18 protein-coding genes and 2 tRNA genes are annotated in these 15,771 nt (G+C 68.5%); 3 read left to right on the forward strand and 17 right to left on the reverse strand.

Annotated elements, in window-relative coordinates; genetic code table 11:
* Positions 1-75: 75 nt before the first annotated feature.
* Complete coding sequence (locus KF910_RS01150; RefSeq protein ID WP_292258374.1) at positions 76-1,107, forward strand: SAM-dependent methyltransferase; 1,032 nt, start codon at positions 76-78, stop codon at positions 1,105-1,107.
* A gap of 4 nt (positions 1,108-1,111) precedes the next feature.
* Here KF910_RS01150 and KF910_RS01155 read toward each other — a convergent pair whose 3' ends face one another.
* The gene (locus tag KF910_RS01155) at positions 1,112-2,026 is read right to left on the reverse strand and encodes an enoyl-CoA hydratase-related protein (RefSeq protein ID WP_292258375.1); all 915 of its coding nucleotides are present in this window, start codon (positions 2,024-2,026) and stop codon (positions 1,112-1,114) included.
* Positions 2,027-2,094: 68 nt separating this feature from the next.
* Between KF910_RS01155 and KF910_RS01160 the strand changes: the two genes are divergently transcribed.
* Positions 2,095-2,457 (forward strand): DUF2200 domain-containing protein, encoded by a 363-nt coding sequence (locus KF910_RS01160; RefSeq protein WP_292258376.1) that lies wholly within the window; start codon positions 2,095-2,097, stop codon positions 2,455-2,457.
* 100 nt (positions 2,458-2,557) lie between these two features.
* Here the strand turns inward: KF910_RS01160 and KF910_RS01165 are convergent, their stop codons facing one another.
* Both KF910_RS01165 and KF910_RS01170 read right to left on the reverse strand, forming a co-directional pair.
* Entirely contained in the window at positions 2,558-3,052 is a 495-nt protein-coding gene (locus KF910_RS01165) for a hypothetical protein (RefSeq protein ID WP_292258377.1), read from the reverse strand.
* A gap of 362 nt (positions 3,053-3,414) precedes the next feature.
* Positions 3,415-5,007 (reverse strand): carboxyl transferase domain-containing protein, encoded by a 1,593-nt coding sequence (locus tag KF910_RS01170; RefSeq protein ID WP_292258378.1) that lies wholly within the window; start codon positions 5,005-5,007, stop codon positions 3,415-3,417.
* Between the two features lie 52 nt (positions 5,008-5,059).
* Between KF910_RS01170 and KF910_RS01175 the strand changes: the two genes are divergently transcribed.
* Complete coding sequence (locus KF910_RS01175; protein WP_292258379.1) at positions 5,060-6,898, forward strand: patatin-like phospholipase family protein; 1,839 nt, start codon at positions 5,060-5,062, stop codon at positions 6,896-6,898.
* On the opposite strand, the gene KF910_RS01180 is transcribed toward KF910_RS01175, so the two are convergent.
* From KF910_RS01180 to murA, 14 genes are all read right to left on the reverse strand, one after another.
* The gene (locus KF910_RS01180; protein WP_292258380.1) at positions 6,780-7,577 is read right to left on the reverse strand and encodes a methyltransferase domain-containing protein; all 798 of its coding nucleotides are present in this window, start codon (positions 7,575-7,577) and stop codon (positions 6,780-6,782) included. The genes KF910_RS01175 and KF910_RS01180 overlap by 119 nt on opposite strands.
* Before the next feature lie 36 nt (positions 7,578-7,613).
* Positions 7,614-7,690, reverse strand: a tRNA-His gene (locus tag KF910_RS01185).
* Between the two features lie 68 nt (positions 7,691-7,758).
* Positions 7,759-8,514 (reverse strand): M48 family metallopeptidase, encoded by a 756-nt coding sequence (locus KF910_RS01190; RefSeq protein ID WP_416354667.1) that lies wholly within the window; start codon positions 8,512-8,514, stop codon positions 7,759-7,761.
* 121 nt (positions 8,515-8,635) lie between these two features.
* On the reverse strand, positions 8,636-9,352 hold the full coding sequence (locus KF910_RS01195; protein WP_292258381.1) for an energy transducer TonB: 717 nt from the start codon (positions 9,350-9,352) through the stop codon (positions 8,636-8,638).
* 11 nt (positions 9,353-9,363) lie between these two features.
* On the reverse strand, positions 9,364-9,801 hold the full coding sequence (locus KF910_RS01200) for a biopolymer transporter ExbD (protein ID WP_292258382.1): 438 nt from the start codon (positions 9,799-9,801) through the stop codon (positions 9,364-9,366).
* A gap of 5 nt (positions 9,802-9,806) precedes the next feature.
* Entirely contained in the window at positions 9,807-10,694 is an 888-nt protein-coding gene (locus KF910_RS01205; protein ID WP_292258383.1) for a MotA/TolQ/ExbB proton channel family protein, read from the reverse strand.
* Between the two features lie 477 nt (positions 10,695-11,171).
* Positions 11,172-11,247 (reverse strand) — tRNA-Phe (locus tag KF910_RS01210).
* A 65-nt stretch (positions 11,248-11,312) separates the two neighbouring features.
* The gene (locus KF910_RS01215; RefSeq protein ID WP_292258384.1) at positions 11,313-11,477 is read right to left on the reverse strand and encodes a DNA gyrase inhibitor YacG; all 165 of its coding nucleotides are present in this window, start codon (positions 11,475-11,477) and stop codon (positions 11,313-11,315) included.
* 3 nt (positions 11,478-11,480) lie between these two features.
* A complete protein-coding gene (locus tag KF910_RS01220; RefSeq protein ID WP_292258385.1) occupies positions 11,481-12,500 on the reverse strand; it encodes a ribonuclease E/G in 1,020 nt (339 codons plus the stop codon).
* Positions 12,497-13,072 carry a Maf family protein gene (locus tag KF910_RS01225; protein ID WP_292258386.1) on the reverse strand — a complete coding sequence of 192 codons (576 nt, stop codon included), beginning with the start codon at positions 13,070-13,072 and terminating at the stop codon, positions 12,497-12,499. The genes KF910_RS01220 and KF910_RS01225 overlap by 4 nt, the downstream gene beginning before the upstream one ends.
* Positions 13,073-13,082: 10 nt before the next feature.
* The gene (gene infA / locus KF910_RS01230) at positions 13,083-13,301 is read right to left on the reverse strand and encodes a translation initiation factor IF-1 (RefSeq protein WP_292258387.1); all 219 of its coding nucleotides are present in this window, start codon (positions 13,299-13,301) and stop codon (positions 13,083-13,085) included.
* A gap of 239 nt (positions 13,302-13,540) precedes the next feature.
* Positions 13,541-14,008, reverse strand: coding sequence for a UPF0262 family protein (locus KF910_RS01235; RefSeq protein ID WP_292258388.1), 468 nt, complete (start codon positions 14,006-14,008; stop codon positions 13,541-13,543).
* On the reverse strand, positions 14,005-14,466 hold the full coding sequence (locus KF910_RS01240; protein WP_292258389.1) for a DUF2948 family protein: 462 nt from the start codon (positions 14,464-14,466) through the stop codon (positions 14,005-14,007). The genes KF910_RS01235 and KF910_RS01240 overlap by 4 nt, the downstream gene beginning before the upstream one ends.
* Positions 14,456-15,751 (reverse strand): UDP-N-acetylglucosamine 1-carboxyvinyltransferase, encoded by a 1,296-nt coding sequence (gene murA, locus KF910_RS01245; protein WP_292258390.1) that lies wholly within the window; start codon positions 15,749-15,751, stop codon positions 14,456-14,458. Before murA ends, KF910_RS01240 begins: the two co-directional genes overlap by 11 nt.
* Positions 15,752-15,771: the final 20 nt, after the last annotated feature.

Genomic DNA, 15,771 nt, shown 5'->3' on the forward strand with positions numbered 1-15,771 from the left:
GGCTATGAGGAGGTTCCTTTTCCGCTGGCGGAGTCGTTTTTCTTGCCGCTTCCCCTCATTGATCGTCCGTATCGCGTGATCCGAAAGCGCCTGCGCAACCTGTTTCCGCGTGAACTGCCGCCGGTGGCGCCGGGCCTGCCGCCGCCCGATCCCACCTTGCCCCTGTACGAACGGATGGTGGGGCTGGAACGGATGAGCCATGCGATCTTCGCCGAACTGGCCGAGGTCAAGCTGATGCTGGCGGCATCAACCCGACCGGCGCCCGATCTGTGGCGGGGCAAGCCGACAAGGATTCCGGGCGAGCCGGCGACCCGCGCCTTCCCGAAATCGACGATCTGCCGCCAGGACAGTTTCGAGCAGCCCTATTTCGCCTATTGGACCGCAAAGATCGGCGAAGGCCTGCGCTATCATCGCAAGATCTGGGAGTTCGTGTTCATTCTGCAGGCGCTGTGGGAACGCGGTGCGATCCGGCCGGGCGCGCGCGGCCTGGGCTTTGGTGTTGGATCGGAATCCCTGCCGGCCTGGTTCGCCTCGCAGGGGGTGAAGATCACGGCCACGGATGTCGAGGCCGACCAGGCGGCGGATGCCGGCTGGATCGCCAGCAACCAGCACGCCGCCAGCAAGGCCGCCCTGGCGCGCCCCCATCTTTGCCCGCCGGATATTTTCGAAGCCAATGTCGAGTTTCAGCCGTGCGACATGAACGCCATTCCGGCCGAGTTGAACGGCTATGATTTCTGCTGGTCCGCCTGCGCTTTCGAGCATCTGGGGTCGATCGAGGCCGGACTGACCTTCGTCGAGCGGTCGCTGGACACCTTGAAGCCGGGCGGTTGGGCGATCCACACCACCGAATACAACATGTCCTCGAATGATCGCACGGTCGAGGTGGGCGGCACGGTGCTGTTCCGCCAGCGCGACTTCCTGGAACTGAAGCGCCGCCTGGAGGCCCAGGGTCACAAGGTGGCGGCGTTCGACTTCACGCCGGGCGAAGGCGAGATCGACCGATACCTGGACATCGCCCCTTACCGGTCCGAGCCGCATCTGGTCCTGGCCCTGTGGGGGCACCAGACCACCTCGATCGGGGTGATCGTGCAGAAGAAGCCGGACTGAGGCCCTATTCGGCCCAGTTGGGCCTGCGCTTGTCCAGGAAGGCGCGGACGCCTTCCTGGCCCTCGGCCGAGACGCGGGCGCGGGCGATGCGACGGGCGGTGTCTTCCATCAGGCCGTGATCCAGTTTACGCCCGGCGACATCGTGCACCAGCCGCTTGGCCTCCCCCATGGCGCCGGGGGCGCAGGCGCGGACGGCGGCGCTGAAATCGGCCACGAAGGCGTCGATCTGGCCGGCGTCGTCCAGCACATGGCCGATCAGTCCGAAGCGTTTGGCCGCCTCGGCGTCGAACACATCGGCCGTCAGGAACAGGGCCCGCGCGGTGCGGGCGCCGACGGCCTCGATCACATAGGGGGCGATGGTCGCCGGGATCAGGCCCAGCTTGACCTCGGAAAAGGCGAAGCGCGTTCCCCTGACCGCCACGGCCATGTCGCAGGCGGCGACGATGCCCGCCCCGCCGCCCATGGCCGCGCCCTCGACGATGGCCACGGTCAGGGCCGGGACGTCGTGCAGGGCCTTGAGCATCGCGGCCAGGCCCATGGCGTCGGCGCGGTTCTCGGATTCGCTCCAGTCGGCGGCGTCGCGCATCCAGCCCAGGTCGGCCCCGGCGCTGAAGGTCCCCCCCGCCCCACGAATGAAGACCGCCCGCACATGATCGGCGCCGTGCAGGGTCTCGAACGCCTCGTGCAGGGCGGCGATGGTGGCGGCGTCGAAGGCGTTCTTCTTCTGCGGCCGGTTCAGGGTGACGAAGACCAGGCCGTCCGGCGTCGCCTGCACCCGCACCAGATCATCATTGGCGTCGGGCGCCGGATCGGCGACCAGAGGATGGGCGATGCGGTTGATCTCGGCCGCCTCGGCATCGGTGATGTCGAAGGCGTTCAGATCGGCGGCGTTCAGATCGGCGTCTGTGGGCTTGGCCATGGCTTGGGTCTCCTGCGCTGCATCGCCTATAACGCGCCACCGGCCGAACGGAACACGAAAGCTGCGCCATGAAGACCAGCGCGACCGACCGCATCCGCAGGACCAGCGTGGCCAGCGTCCACGTCCACTATGTCGCCAAGGTAGAGAAGAAGGGCCGCACCCGCGCCGAGGTGGACCAGGTCATCCGTTGGCTGACCGGCTATTCCCAGGCGCAGCTTGAGGCCCTGTTGGCCGACGGAACCGACTTCGAAACCTTCTTCGCCCAGGCCCCGGCCATGAACCCCAACCGCTTCCTGATCACCGGCGTGATCTGCGGCCATCGGGTGGAAGGGATCGAAGACCCCTTCATGCGCGAACTGCGCCACCTGGATAAGCTGGTCGACGAGGTGAGCAAGGGGAAGGCGATGGAGAAGGTGCTGCGGGCGGGGTGAATTGGCTCAAGTACCCGCGACGCGTCCTTCCGACCTACCGATGATAGTCCGCTTACAACCCTTGAAGGGCATTCCGCGCGCCCGCTGTAGGCGATGTCCGTTATAGCCGCCGTTTCTTGCGAACCCATCCGGCGCGCTTGCGAGCGGCCTTGCTCGCTGCACGGCTCACTCCTGTCCGCCGACAGCCAGCAACCAAGCCCTCATTCGCCGCCATGATGTGAAGGTAGTCAGCATACTCGGGTTCGATGCCGCGCAGGACGTACTTCGCCAGAGACCCGGGCGTGTGCACCGGGCCGATATGCAGCCCGTCTCTCAGATCGACGCGACCCGATATTTTTTGGAGGCGGTTTTTGACCGTGTCGGCGAAGGCAGCAGCGAATGCGGGCGGGACATGGAGAACCCAGTGGACGTGACGACTACCGGCGGGGTTTGAATGGCAGTGGAAGCCTTGGAGTTCACCAATGTCGCGGCCCTGCCGCTGTCGTTGGTCTCTCCACCAGCGTGTGACGCGGGCTTGGAGGTCTGCAAAGGCGCGGCCAGCGACTTCAGCGTCGATCCCCACAGGGGCAAAGCTGACTGTCACATGGGTGTTCATAGGACGTCCCACCTCCCCGACGTATCGGACCGCGTGGAGCGCGTTCTCGCAGGCCCGCCGTCCGACGTATAAACCACCCGATTTTGTCGCCACAGATACCACCCTATACCAGATTGTGTGATTGGGGCGCTGCCCCGATGCTTCCTTCTTACTTCATACCGCCGTTCGCGCAATGGCGAAGTTGCCAGAATGTTCTCGCGGCTGTGGATAGCGCGCGGTTAAGTGGAGGACGTGCGGTACCGGGAACTTGCTTCGATACCGTCCTGCGCAGGAACGTTTCGCCTAAAGCGCACGTGGCCCTGAAGTCGGAGCACCACCGGGGCGTCAATGTCGGCAAATCGCCCTAGCCGACACTCACAGCCTCACATCCTGAACACGCCGAACTGCGTGTCCGGCATCGGCGCATTCAGGCTGGCGCTGATCGCCAGCCCCAGCACATCGCGCGTCTGCACCGGGTCGATCACGCCGTCGTCCCACAGGCGGGCGGTGGCGTAGTAGGGGTTGCCCTCGTCCTCGTATTTCTGGCGGATCGGGGCCTTGAAGGCTTCGGCCTGGTCGTCGGTCCAGGTGTCGGCGTCGCGGTGGACGGTGGCCAGGACGGACGCCGCCTGTTCGCCGCCCATGACGCTGATCCGGCTGTTCGGCCAGGTGAACAGGAAGCGCGGGCTGTAGGCCCGGCCGCACATGCCATAGTTGCCGGCGCCGAAGCTGCCGCCGATCAGGACAGTGAATTTCGGCACCTCGGCGCTGGCGACGGCGGTGACCAGCTTGGCGCCGTTCTTGGCGATGCCCTCGGCCTCGTACCGGCCGCCGACCATGAAGCCCGAGATGTTCTGCAGGAAGACCAGTGGGATCTTGCGCTTGCAGGCCAGCTGGATGAAATGCGCCCCCTTCAGCGCGCTTTCGGAAAACAGCACCCCGTTGTTGGCCAGGATGGCGACCGGCATCCCCCAGATGCGGGCGAAACCACAGACCAGGGTCGTGCCGTATAGCGCCTTGAACTCGTCGAAATCCGACCCGTCGACGATGCGACCGATGACCTCGCGCACATCATAGGGCGCGCGCACGTCGTCGGGGATCAGGCCGTACAGGTCCTGGGGGTCCAGGGCCGGGTCGCGCGGCTCGCGGATGTCCATCTCCACGGCCTTGACCGTGTTCAGGTCGGCCACGATGGCCCGCACGATCTCCAGCGCGTGCTCGTCGTTTTCGGCCACATGATCGACCACCCCGGACTTGCGGCCGTGGGTCTCGGCCCCGCCCAGTTCCTCGGCCGAGATGACCTCGCCCGTCGCCGCCTTCACCAGCGGCGGTCCGGCCAGGAAGATGGTGCCCTGGTTCCTGACGATCACCGTCTCGTCCGACATGGCCGGCACATAGGCGCCGCCGGCGGTGCACGACCCCATGACGCAGGCGATCTGGGGGATGTCCCGCGCGCTCATCCGCGCCTGGTTGAAGAAGATGCGGCCGAAATGGTCGCGGTCGGGAAACACCTCGGCCTGGTGCGGCAAGTTGGCCCCGCCGGAATCGACCAGATAGACGCACGGCAGGCGGTTCTGCTCGGCGATCTCCTGGGCCCGCAGGTGTTTCTTGACCGTCAGGGGGAAGTAGGCGCCGCCCTTCACCGTCGGATCGTTGGCGACGATCATCACCTCGCGGCCCGAAACCCGGCCGACGCCGCAGATCATGCCCGCGCCCGGCGCCTCGTCTCCATACATGCCGTTGGCGGCCAGCTGGCCCACCTCCAGGAAGGGCGAGCCTGGGTCCAGCAGCCGCTCGACCCGGTCGCGGGGCAGCAGCTTGCCGCGGCTGACGTGCCGTTCGCGCGACTTTTCCGGGCCGCCCAGGGCCGCCTTGGCCACGCGGGCGCGCAGATCGTCGGCCAGGGCCCGGTTATGGGCGTCCAGGGCGGCGAAGCGTTCGCTGGTTCGATCGACGGCGGTTGTCAGCTTGGGCATGGCCCTTCCCTAACCCTTCCCCCGCCCGCGCGGAAGGGCGATACAAGGGCCGATGAGCACGCCTCGCCCCGATACCCTGGAAGCCGCCCTGGCCCGCGTCTTCGAAGGGCGGATGATCGACCGGGCCAGCTGGTTCGCCCTGACCGGCGGCGAGGCCCTGTTCCATGAAGGCGACCCGGCCGACACCCTTTATCTGGTGCGCAACGGCCGTCTGGGCGTGTTCCGGCACGAGCCGGGCCAGCCCAGCCAGTTCATCGGCGTGGTGCGCCCCGGCGAGCCGGTGGGTGAGATGGCCATGCTGGCCGGCGCCCCGCACACGGCCAGCGTGGTGGCCCTGAGGGACAGCGAGATCCTGGCCCTGCCGCGCGACGCCTTCTTCGAGGCCGCCCGCACCGAGCCGGACCTGATGGTCGAGCTGTCACGCCTGATGATCCAGCGGGCGCGGGATCGGCGATCCGGCGCGGCGGAGCCCAGTGTGTTCGGTTTCATCGGTCTGAGGCCGCGGCCCGTCCGGCCCTTCGTCGACCGGGTGGCGGCGGCGATCCAGGCCATGGGCTTCACCTGCCGGGTCATCGACCATTCGGCCCTGAGTTCGGCCACGGAATGGTTCTCGCGAGTCGAGGACGCCCACGACTATGTGCTGTATGTCGCCGAGGCGGACGAGCCGGCCTGGGCCGCCCTGTGCGCGCGCCAGGTGGATCGGGTCTTCATGATCGGCAATCCGTTGCTGGCCCCGCCGGCCGCGCCGCCGCGACGACCGGGGCCGGACGCGGCGCACCGCCAGCCGGACCTGATCCTGCTGCGCGACGCGCGCCTGACGCGGCCGGCCAATACCCGGATCTGGCTGGACGCCCTCAACCCCGGGCGCTGGTTCCATGTGGCGGAAGGGGTGGCCGACGACGCGAGCCGGATCGCGCGGGTCGTCACCGGGACGGCGGTCGGGGTGGTCTTCTCGGGCGGCGGGGCGCGGGCCTATGCCCATATCGGAGTCGTCCAGGCCCTGCATGAGGCCCGGGTTCCGTTCGACTTCGTCGGCGGGGCGTCGATGGGGGCGGTGGTCGGGGCCGGGCCTGCCCTCGGCTGGACCGACGCGGAGCTGGAGGCGCACATCCGGCAGGCGTTCGTGCGCACCGACCCCCTGTCGGACATCGCTTTCCCCATCGTGGCCATGACCCGGGCCCGCAAGGTTGAGCGCCTGTTGCACGATGCCTATGGCGAGATCGAGATCGAGGACATGCCCCTGCCCTTCTTCTGCACCTCGTCCAACCTGACCAACGGCCAGGTGCAGACCCACCGCCGGGGGCTGCTGCGACAGGCGATGCGGGCCTCGATCTCCATTCCGGGCGTCATGCCGCCGGTGGTGATGGACGATCAGGTTCTGGTCGACGGGGCGGTGCTGAAGAATTTCCCCGCCGAGATCATGCGGCAGATGACCAATGGCCCCATCGTCGGGTCGGACGTGTCCCAGGCGCGGGGGGTCGATCCGGCCTCGCTGGAAAATCCCTCCTGGCTGCACTGGCTGGTCTCGGGCGCCTGGAAGAAGGGGCCGCCGATCGTGGCCGTGCTGATGCGGTCCGCCACCCTGACCACCGACGCCGAGATCGAGGCCTCTCGCGCCATCACCGACCTGCTGATCCAGCCGACGCCCGAGGGCATGGATATCCGCGACTGGAAGGCCTACGACGCCCCGGTCGAGGCGGGCTATGGCGCCGCCGTCGCGGCGCTTTCGACCCTCAACGGGCCGGTGACGATGATGCGGCGTCAGCGGCGGGTCAGCGACGACGCCCCGTCAGGAACACACGCGGAGACGGCAGCAGGGTCGTCCCGTCCGCCCGCATCGGAAACGCCCGCGCCAGGGCGTCGCCGAGCGCGTCCTGGAAGGCCCGGCTGAGATCCGGATCGCCGGCCAGGGCGGTCAGATGGGGTCGGAGCGCCGTGCCCCGCATCCATTCCAGCACTGCATTCTCGCCCGTCAGGACATGCAGATAGGTGGTCGACCAGATGTCGATCGCGTCACAGCCCGTCGACAGGATGTCGTAATAGGTCTCCGGCGTCGGCAACGGCGGCAGGTGGGAAGCGCCGGCCAGGACCTGGGCCCACGGCCCCTCTCCCGCGACCTGACGCAACAGGCCGTGATGGCGGGTCTCGTAGGCCATGGGCATCTGGACCGCCAGCACCCCTCCGGAAGACAGGTTTCGAACCAGGGCGGGCAATAGCCGGTCGTGACACTCAAGCCACTGCAGCGAGGCGTTGGCCAGGATCAGGTCGACCGGCCGGTCCGGGGTCCAGCCGTCGATGTCGCCCACCCGCCAGTCTATGGCCGCATCCAGGGCGCGCGCCTTGCCGATCATCTCCGGGCTCGAGTCCAGCCCGTGCACGGCGGCGGCGGGATGGCGCATTCGCAGCAGGGCGGCATGCTGGCCGGCCCCGCAGCCCAGGTCCCAGATTTCACGCGGGGTCAGGTCTTCGGGAATCTGTCGGATCAGGTCCAGGGCCGCGCGGTCACGCTGGGCCTCGAAACGCGCATATTGTGCGGGGTCCCACTGGGGCGAGGTCGCACGGTCGATCATGCCTGGGCGCCCGCCTGTCCGTCGGAAGATCGGGGATGGTACCGCCTCTCAGGATTGAACTGAGGACCTCCGGCTCCACAAACCGGCGCTCTAACCAGCTGAGCTAAGGCGGCGCATCGCGCGAGAGGCGCTCTCTACCGGGGTTGAGGCGCCCGATCAAGCGGCCCGGACGAATAAAGCCTCAGGCCCAGCCGCGCTCGGCGATATACTGTTCCAGCGCCTGGATGCGGGTGGCGTCGGACGGGTGGGTCGAGATGAACTCCGGCACGCCGGCCTGGCGCTGCTGGGCCATCAGACGCCACAGGGCGACGGATTCGGACGGGCGGTAACCGGCGCCCTGCATATAGTCGACGCCCAGCCTGTCGGCCTCCAGCTCATCCCGGCGCGAGAAGGGCAGAAGCGCCCCATACTGGGCGAAGACCCCGGCGGCGGCCCCCGCCTGGCTGGCGCGGTCGCCCGCCGCGCCGCGCACCGCCTCGACCCCGACATTGGCCAGGGCGGCGTTGGAATACCGTTCGGCCGCATGGCGGGCGACGACGTGGCCGACCTCATGACCGATGACGGCCGCCAGTTGATCGTCATTGCGGACCAGGGCCAGCAGGCTGGCCGTGACCCCGATCTGGCCCGACGGCAGGACGAAGGCGTTGGGCGCGCCCTCCTCGAACACCGCATAGGTCCAGTTGCGCCCCGCCAGGCCCGCGGCCTGGACGATGCGGTCGCCGACGCGGCGGACGCGGGCGTTGGCGGCCGCGTCACGCGACACCTTCTGGGTGGTGATGGCTTCGGTCCAGGCGGCGTTCGAGGCCTGGATCATGGCGGCCTCGTCCACGACCAGAAGCTGGTTGCGACCCAGGGCCTCGTTATAGGCGCAGCCAGCCAGGACGGCCGCTCCTGCCAGGACAGAGGCGAACGGGACGAAATGACGAAGAATGGCCAAGGCGGGGCCTCCCTTTTTCACGGATCACGAGACGCACCGCCAGCCTGCCCGCTCACGGCGCAAAAGAAAACGCCCCGGACCGAAGTCCGGGGCGTTCCCATGGTCTGAACCGATCTTCCGCCTATTCGACGCGGAAGCGGGTGGTGAAGGTCACCCGGGCCCCGGTCGCCACCCCGTCGACCTGACGGGGATTGAGCCGGGCCGACCGGGCCCCGCGCAGGGCTTCCTGAGCGAAGCCGGCGCCAGACGGGTCTTCGTTGACCACATTGCAATCCGTCACACGGCCATCCGGCGCGATGGCGCAGTTCAGGGTCACCGAACCAGCCTCGATGCCGCGCTGTTGCGCACGGGCCGGGAAGTCACCGGCGGGTCGACGCGACCACGACGGGTTGGTGATCACCGACGGACGCGGCGGCGGCGGCGGCGCCGGCGGAGGCGGCGGACCGGGGACGATCACGGGCGGGCCCGTATATTCGACGCGGTCTTCCTTCTTCGTCGGCTCGATCGGCAGGGTCACCGGCGGCGGCGGCGCGTTGGGCACCACGACCGGCGGGCGAACCTGCAGCTTCGGCGGCGGCGGCGTGTCCGGCGGCGGAGGCGGCGGCGGAGGCGGAGGCGGCGGAGGCGGAATCGGCTCCACCAGCTCCACATCGACCGAGTCGTCCGAGTAGTCGAACACCTGCAGCTTGAACTTGGCCTGCTGGAGATAGAACAGCAGGACGGCGAACAGGATGCAGACGACCAGGAAGCTCAGGGCCCAGGTCGAGGGCTTGACGCCCATGAACCCCTTGCCGCGCGGCGCGTCGTAGCGAGAGCGATGATATTCAACGTCTGTCACTGCTCATCACCTCACTGCTTCGACGTGTCTTCGCCGACCAGGGCGACGCTGTAGAAGCCGCTGTCCTGCAAGGCGTTCATGACCTGCATGAAGTCGCCATAGCGGGTCTGCTGGTCCGCACGGATGAAGATCCGCTCGTCCGCCGGATTGCGCCGGCCGATCTGCGTGGTCAGTTCCGTGCCCATCGAGGCCACGTCAGTCCGGAAGTCGCCGATGAACACGTCACCGTCGTCCTGGATCGAAATGAAGATCGGCTTCGGCGGGTTCTGAGCGGGGGGCGCGACGGCCCGGGGAAGTTTCACCTCCACCGACACGGTGGCCAGCGGGGCGGCCACCATGAAGATGATGAGGAGAACCAGCATGACGTCCACGAACGGCGTGACGTTGATCTCGCTGTTCTGCTCGACCTGATACTTCCCACCGCCGCCACCGCTGAGTTTGGCGGCCATTCTGCTTACGCCCCCTTATCCAGCTGACGCGAGATGGCGTTAAGCAGTTCGGCGCTGAAGCCGTCCGAACGGGTGCCGTAGGCCGAGATGCGGGTGTTGAAGTAGTTATAGAAGATAACCGCCGGGATAGCCGCGAACAGACCGATACCGGTAGCCAGCAGGGCCTCGGCGATGCCGGGGGCGACGACGGCCAGGTTGGTGGTGTTCGATTCGGCGATGCCGATGAACGAGTTCATGATCCCGTAGACGGTGCCGAACAGACCGATGAACGGACCCGACGAACCGACCGAGGCCAGGAACTGCTGACCGCCCGACAGGCGCTTGGCCAGACCGGATTGAACGGCGGCGACGGCGGCCTGGGCGCGGGCCAGGGCCGAATCGCGATGCTCGCCCGCCACGGCCAGACCGGCCTGACGCGACAGCTCGATTTCTTCGGTCGCGGCGGCGGCCATGTCGGCCAGCGGGTTGCCGTCGAAATCATCCGACGTGGCCACGCGGCGCATGTCGGCGATGGTGCGGGCGCCGCGGAAATTCTCCAGGAACCGGTCGGTCGAGCGGTTCAGGGCGCCGAACTCGAACAGCTTGATGAGCAGCAGGGTCCAGGTGAAGATCGAGGCCAGCAGCAGGCCGATCATGACGACCTTCACGACCAGGGTCGCGTGGACGAACATGGAGATCGGGGTGATGCTTTCGCTGCTGCCGCCGGCGGCCTCGGCCACGGTTTGCGGATCAGCGTCGGCGGAGGGAGCCGGCGCAGCAGCGTCGGCGGCCGGAGCGGCGGTCGTTTCGACGGCCGGAGCCGGGGCGGCCGGGGCCTGGGCCAGAACCGGCGTGCCAGCCATCAGGACGGCGGCGCCGGCCATGGCCAGAATGATGTTGGTCTTCTTGAGCATTTTTCGCCAGTTCCTGCTTGGTTGGTCTGACTCGTGGAACCCATGAACGCCACCCTTGTGGGGAAGCGCCCGTGAATGAAAATTCGTTCACTGGACCCGGCGGAAAACCGGAGCCAGAAAAACGCCGACCTAGAGCGTCTGGTTGCCTTGCGGCGCGCAGATCCGACGGAAACGCCAGGATAGACTCCTAACGGCCCCGCCGTTCACCCCTTAGGGAAGCGGTCGAGCTTCCTTTGAAGGATGGCATAGCAGAGCGTCAAGAGCGCAATGCGCCTTTTCACCTGCAGGTGGAAACCGCCCTCATTATGCAAGGATATGCCGCGTAAGGCGACGAAGTTGCGAACTTTTGCCCTGGTACGGACAATTGCGTCGATCAGGGGCGAACGCATGGGCGCGATGACGGCAGAATGCGTCGTCAGGGAACCGGGTTCGAGGAAAAGAAGTGAGTCCGGCGGGGCCAGATCGGCGGGGAAGCGATGGTGCCTGGGGGCGGATTCGAACCACCGACACGCGGATTTTCAATCCGCTGCTCTACCAACTGAGCTACCCAGGCGCGCCGCATTCGCTCGCGGAGCGGGGTCTATAGGCGAGCCTCCCCGGCCTTGTCCAGCGCCCGTTTCACTCTTCGTCGTCGGGCGTGACCGCCTGATCCAGAGGCTCGGCCGGAATGGCGTAGCCGCCCGACAACCAGCGCTGCAGATCGACGTCGGCGCAGCGGCGCGAACAGAAGGGCCTGTAGTCGGGCGCGGGCGGCGCCTTCTTGCAAATCGGGCAGGTCGCCAAGGATCAGGCCTCCAGGATGTCGGACTTGCCGGGCGCGAACGATGGATCGGCCCGCAACGCGGCGCGGGGCCCCAGTCGGGCGACCAGGGGTGCGGCGAGCGCGGCCTCCCCGGGGGCGCAGACGGCGACCAGGCGGGGGAGGGTCATGTCGCTGAGCATGGCGTGGCGCAGGCGGCGCGTCAGGGCGATGGCCCGGGTCCGGGCGCCGGCGTCCAGCCTTTCTTCGACAGGGGTGCGCCGCCACGGCAGGGCCAGCTGAAGCAGGCCGAAGCGGCTGAGCGGGCCGAACACCGCCTCGTCGCCGGCGAAGGCCGTGCGAGCGGCGGCTGTGATCACGTCCGGATTCAGGGCGGACCCGACCAGATCGACGACCGCCAGGCCGCCCCAGCTCTTGAGCCGGATCAGGCGGGCGGCCTGGATCAGGCCTTCGCGATTCGCCCGCTCGCGTCCCTTGCGCGGATCCCGGCCCGACAGATGGGCATAGTCGATGTCGACGGCGATCAGGGCGCGGGTGCGCTGGACGGCCAGGTCGACGCCGCTTTCGGCGAACAGGTCGCCGACGGCCAGGGCCTCCTCCTCCGCGTCCCAGGCGGCCTGAATGGCGGCGACGCCGGTCTGAACCTCCACCCCCGGCGCCAGTGCGGCCAGCAGACCGGCCACATCGGGGCCGGGAACCAGGAGGCGCGGCGTCCCCTGCCCCGGCCCGATCAGGCGCAGGGCCGGCCCCTTGTGCTCGCGCGGCTCGGCCGTCGCCTCGACCTCGATCCGGTCGCCTTCGCGGACGCTGACCGATCGGTTCAGGGCCAGGAAGCCGGGCGCGGTCCCGGCGCCCAGATCGACGAAGGCGCCGTTGTAGCCGGGCTGGACCTCCAGCACCCGGCCGATGCTGCGTGCGCCCAGGCGGCTCTGGGGCGGGTCGTCCTCGTGCTGAATCAGCAGGCGTTCGAATCGGCCGTCGCGGGCGATGATCCCTCGCGTCTCGCCAGGGGTGTCGTCCAGCCAGGCCTCCAGCCGGCCGCTCACCGCCGCCAGCCCGCGCCCTCAAGCAGGTGCGCGGCTTCATAAAGGGGCAGGCCCATGACCGAGGGGTGGCTGCCGACGATGCGGCGCACGAAGGCCCCGGCCGGTCCCTGGATGCCGTATCCGCCCGCCTTGCCGCGCCAGTCGCCGGTGGCGACATAGGCGGCGATCTCGGCCTCGGACAGGGTCTTGAAGGTGACGCGGGTCTCGTTGACGCGGGCCGCGACACGGCCGTCCGCCGCCACGGCGACCCCGGTGAAGACCCGATGATTGCGCCCCGACAGCAGGCGCAGAAAACGCGCGGCCTCGGCCTCGTCGGCGGCCTTTTCCAGAAAGCGACGGCCCACGGCGACCACGGTGTCGGCGGCCAGGACCACGGCGCCGGGCGACCGTGCGGCGACCGCCTGGGCCTTGGTGCGCGCCAGCCGCTCGGCCAGACGCGGCGGCGTCTCGGCCTTCAGCGGGGTCTCGTCTATATCGGCGGGGTCGATGCGATCGGGAACGATCCCGATCTGCGCCAGCAGTTCGACACGGCGCGGGCTGGCCGAGGCCAGCACAAGAGGCGGACGCGCCACGCGCCCGGCCTTACTTGAAGCGGTAGGTGATGCGGCCCTTGGTCAGGTCATAGGGCGTCATCGCCACCAGGACCTTGTCGCCGGCCAGCACGCGGATGCGGTTCTTGCGCATCTTGCCGGCGGTGTGGGCGATGATCTCGTGATCGTTTTCCAGCGTCACGCGGAAGGTGGCGTTGGGCAGCAGTTCGCTGACCACACCCGGAAACTCGAGCAGTTCTTCCTTAGCCATGCGGCCTCTCACGCCCCGAGGAAACGACGACGACCCCGCCGGGCGTGAGCGGGGATCGAGGAAACGGCGCGCCTAATGCCGGAAAACGGCGAAAAAGTCGAGGTCTCCTCCCAATCGCAAGGCGATGGGGAGGTGGATCGGCGGTGATAGCCGCCGGGACGGAGGGGTTCTTGCACCGTCAGAGCCCCTCCACCGCTTCGCGGTCCCCCTCCCCATCGCTGATGGGGAGGAGACAGGACCTACCGCCGGGTCAGGGCGAAGACCAGGGTGAACAGCCGCCGCGCCGTCTCGTGATCGATGGCGATCTTGCCGTCCAGCCGGCCCTTCAGCAGTTCAGCGCCTTCGTTGTGCAGGCCGCGGCGACCCATGTCGACCGACTCGATCTGGCTGGGCGAGGAGCCGCGCAGGGCCTGATAATAGCTGTCGCAGATCAGTCCGTAATCCTTCAGCACCGTCTTGAACGGCGTCAGAGACAGGCCGTGGGCGCGGGCGTAGTCGGGGCCGGTCACCTCGAACACCAGCCGGGTGTCCTGCAGCGACAGGTTCAGGGCGTAGGGGCCGCCCGCGGCGCCGGCGGGATGGAAGCTGTTGGCCTCGACCAGGTCGAAGACCGCGACGCGGCGCTCATGCTCGACCTCGGCCGAGGCGGCCGGCAGGCTGGCGGCGTCCAGGTTGACGGAGGCCAGGCGATGGTCGGCGCCGCTCATTCGGCCGAGGCCTCCGCCAGATGGGTGGGGGCGACCCGTGCGGGCCAGCGTTCGGACAGGTCGGTGACCACCGCATCCAGGCACTCGACGTCGATGCGCAGGTCGCCGCCGCCGGCGAACATCAGGATGACCCGGCCGCCCGGCGTCTCGACCGGCTCGAAATCGATGGCCAGAAGCTCCAGCGGCGTCTCGGGGCCGCGCGGCAGGCGACGGCTCTTGACCGCCTGGACGTCGCCGAACTGCATGGCGGCCATCACCCGCGTCCCGCCGCATTCCCAGCAGAAGCGCGACAGGGCGATGGTCACGCGCCGCGCCGACTTCTCCCACACGATATCGACCGGCCGCAGGATGGAATCCTGAAGCGCGGCCGACATGATCTGCAGATCGTCCGCATCGGCCGCCAGCAGGCGCAGTGGCGCAGGCGGGGTCTTGGCGGGCGCCTGGTCCTCAGTGGACATCGGAATCGTCCTCGCCATGGATGCGGCGGATCTGGGCGCCGCAGGCCCCCAGCTTCTCTTCCAGCCGTTCGAAGCCGCGGTCCAGGTGATAGACCCGGCCCACGGTGGTCTCGCCCTCGGCGGCCAGGCCGGCGATGACCAGGCTGACCGAGGCGCGCAGGTCGGTGGCCATGACGGGGGCGCCGCGAAGCGCCGGAACGCCCGTCACCCGGGCCTCCCCGGCATGGACGCTGATCTCGGCCCCCAGCCGCGCCAGTTCCGGCGCGTGCATGAAACGGTTCTCGAAGATGTTCTCGTGGATGACGCTTTCGCCCTCGGCAGTGGTCATCAAGGCCATGAACTGGGCCTGCAGGTCGGTGGCGAAGCCGGGATAGACCTCGGTCGTGACATTGACGGCTTTCAGGCGACGGGCCGGGTCGCGGCGCACCAGGACGCCATCCTCGGTGGGCAGGACATCAACTCCCGCCTCGATCATCTTGTCCGTCAGGGTCTGGATCAGGTCGGCGCGCGCGCGTGTCAGCCGCACCTCGCCCCCCGCCATGGCCGCGGCCACCGCATAGCTGCCCATCTCGATCCGGTCGGGGATGACGGGCCAGTCGGCCCCGTTCAGGGCGGTGACCCCGGTGATGGTCAGGACGTCGGTGTCCAGCCCCTCGATCCGCGCCCCCATGGCGATCAGGCAGCGGGCCAGGTCGCCGATCTCGGGCTCCCGCGCGGCGTTCCTCAGGACCGTGGTTCCCCGCGCCAGCACGGCCGCCAGCAGGGCGTGTTCGGTGGCCCCCACCGAGACGAAGGGGAAGGTGATCTCGGCGCCGCGCAGACCGTTGGGCGCATGGGCCGAGACATAGCCCTCCTCCAGCTCGATCGCGGCGCCCAGGCGACTGAGGGCGTCGATGTGCAGGTCGACCGGCCGCGCCCCGATGGTGCAGCCGCCCGGCAGGGACACCCGCGCATGACCCGTGCGCGCCAGCAACGGCCCCAGGACGTTGAACGAGGCCCGCATCTGACGGACCAGGTCATAGGGGGCGAAGGTGGAGGCGATCTCCTTGGCGTGAAACAGCGTCTGCTGGCCGTCCGGACCGTCCGACTCCGTCACCCCGATCCCGAACTGGCGCAGCAGCTGGCCCAGGAATTTGGTGTCGGCCAGGCGCGGCATATTGGTCAGCCGCAGGGGCTGGTCGGTCAGGATCGAGGCCGCCATCAGCTTGATGGCGGAGTTCTTGGCGCCGCTGATCGGGATTTCGCCGAACAGTTGGGCGCCGCCCTGAATGGCGATGCGGTCCATGGGGTCCTTAAGCGGCCGAC

This window comes from Brevundimonas sp., assembly GCF_019636155.1.
In the GTDB taxonomy this organism is placed as follows: Bacteria; Pseudomonadota; Alphaproteobacteria; order Caulobacterales; family Caulobacteraceae; genus Brevundimonas.

Coding starts and splice junctions, on each gene's coding strand:
- KF910_RS01175 (WP_292258379.1), top strand. CDS start 5,060: ATGAGCACGCCTCGCCCCGATACCCTGGAAGCCGCCCTGGCCCGCGTC.
- infA (WP_292258387.1), bottom strand. CDS start 13,301: ATGGCTAAGGAAGAACTGCTCGAGTTTCCGGGTGTGGTCAGCGAACTG.
- KF910_RS01155 (WP_292258375.1), bottom strand. CDS start 2,026: ATGGCCAAGCCCACAGACGCCGATCTGAACGCCGCCGATCTGAACGCC.
- KF910_RS01205 (WP_292258383.1), bottom strand. CDS start 10,694: ATGCTCAAGAAGACCAACATCATTCTGGCCATGGCCGGCGCCGCCGTC.
- KF910_RS01160 (WP_292258376.1), top strand. CDS start 2,095: ATGAAGACCAGCGCGACCGACCGCATCCGCAGGACCAGCGTGGCCAGC.
- KF910_RS01240 (WP_292258389.1), bottom strand. CDS start 14,466: ATGTCCACTGAGGACCAGGCGCCCGCCAAGACCCCGCCTGCGCCACTG.
- KF910_RS01170 (WP_292258378.1), bottom strand. CDS start 5,007: ATGCCCAAGCTGACAACCGCCGTCGATCGAACCAGCGAACGCTTCGCC.
- KF910_RS01180 (WP_292258380.1), bottom strand. CDS start 7,577: ATGATCGACCGTGCGACCTCGCCCCAGTGGGACCCCGCACAATATGCG.
- KF910_RS01235 (WP_292258388.1), bottom strand. CDS start 14,008: ATGAGCGGCGCCGACCATCGCCTGGCCTCCGTCAACCTGGACGCCGCC.
- KF910_RS01165 (WP_292258377.1), bottom strand. CDS start 3,052: ATGAACACCCATGTGACAGTCAGCTTTGCCCCTGTGGGGATCGACGCT.
- murA (WP_292258390.1), bottom strand. CDS start 15,751: ATGGACCGCATCGCCATTCAGGGCGGCGCCCAACTGTTCGGCGAAATC.
- KF910_RS01200 (WP_292258382.1), bottom strand. CDS start 9,801: ATGGCCGCCAAACTCAGCGGTGGCGGCGGTGGGAAGTATCAGGTCGAG.